This window comes from Bartonella sp. AD328YNZD (assembly GCF_042196425.1).
Genome location: NZ_JBHIQG010000467.1, coordinates 1 through 1,511 on the forward strand (window position 1 = coordinate 1; position 1,511 = coordinate 1,511).

Sequence of the window (1,511 nt, forward strand, 5' to 3'; positions counted from 1 at the left end):
TAGTCTTATGTGTTTTTATGGTTAGAAGTTGTCTTTCTATTGTTCTTGCTGCAGGTGAGGGGACGCGCATGAAATCGTCTCTGCCTAAGGTACTTCATAAAATTGCTGGATTGCCTCTTATATGCCATGTTCTAAAACAAATAGAATTGGCAGGCTCTTCGCAATTAGCCGTTGTTGTGGGATTTGGTGCTAAGGAGGTTACGCACGTTGTTCAGTCATTTGTAAAAGATGTAATGGTTTTTGAACAAAAAGAACGTTTAGGAACTGCTCATGCTGTTTTGTCTGCTCGTTTAGCTTTGCAAAAGGAAGTGGATGATGTTCTCATTGTTTTTGGTGATACGCCTCTCATTCAGCAAGATTCATTGCACCAAATGCGTGCACAGCTTGCTGATGGAGCAGATGTTGTTTTTGCAGGTTTTCATACCCAAAATCCAACAGGTTATGGGCGTCTTCTCGAGAAAAATGGTAAATTAATCGCAATTGTAGAAGAAAAAGACGCTAGCGATAAAGAAAAAAAGATTTCTTTTTGTAATGGTGGAATACTCGCTATGCGTGGAAAACATGCGCTTTCTCTTTTAGAGAAGGTTGATAATAACAATATAAAAAAAGAATATTACTTAACAGATGTTGCTTCTCTTGCAACACGTGAAGGATTAGATGTACGCGTTGTTGAAGTTCCTTTTGAAGATATTGTAGGAATTAATAATTGTTTTGAGCTATCGAGGGCTGATTCTTTATGGCAGAAACGTAAAGCATACGATTTAATGTTATCAGGTGTTACACTCTTAAAACCAGAAACAGTCTATTTTTCTTATGATACAGAAATTGAACCAGGCGTGGTGATAGAACCAAATGTTTATTTTGGGTTAGGCGTAAAAATACACTCTGGAGCTGTTATTCACGCATTTAGTTATCTAGAAGGTGCTGTAGTTGGGACGGATGCACAAATTGGTCCCTATGCACGTTTACGTCCTGGAACAGAGTTGGCGAAGGCTGTAAAGGTTGGAAATTTTTGTGAAGTTAAACAAGCCAAGGTAGGAGAAGCTTCTAAAATTAATCATTTGAGTTATATTGGTGATGCCGAAATTGGTGCACATACCAATATTGGAGCTGGTACGATTACATGCAATTATGATGGATTTAACAAATATAAAACGATGATTGGTGATCATGCTTTTGTTGGGTCTAATACGGCGCTTGTTTCTCCATTGGTGATAGGGGATGGTTCTTATGTTGCTTCAGGAAGTGTTATTACTGAAAATATTCCTATGAATAGTATGGCTTTTGGGCGTGCACGACAGGTTATAAAAGAGGGCTATGCGACAAAATTTCGTACGCGCTTGTTAGAGAAAAAATTGTCAGAAAACAAACAAAAAAAATGATCTTTTTCAGTCTATTTCTTTGTTTAGTGCTGATCGAACGATGGAGAGGCGGTTTATTTTTAAAGATTGCCGTACTCCATGTTTGAATTATTTTATTATTTACAGTTTTAAATAAAGGTTGTTGGATTG

General features: G+C 37.3%; 1 protein-coding gene. It reads left to right on the forward strand.

Going from position 1 to position 1,511, the window contains the following annotated elements:
* The first annotated feature begins 17 nt into the window (after window positions 1-17).
* Complete coding sequence (gene glmU, locus ACFIO3_RS12870) at window positions 18-1,382, forward strand: bifunctional UDP-N-acetylglucosamine diphosphorylase/glucosamine-1-phosphate N-acetyltransferase GlmU (protein WP_375614541.1); 1,365 nt, start codon at window positions 18-20, stop codon at window positions 1,380-1,382.
* Window positions 1,383-1,511 lie beyond the last annotated feature (129 nt).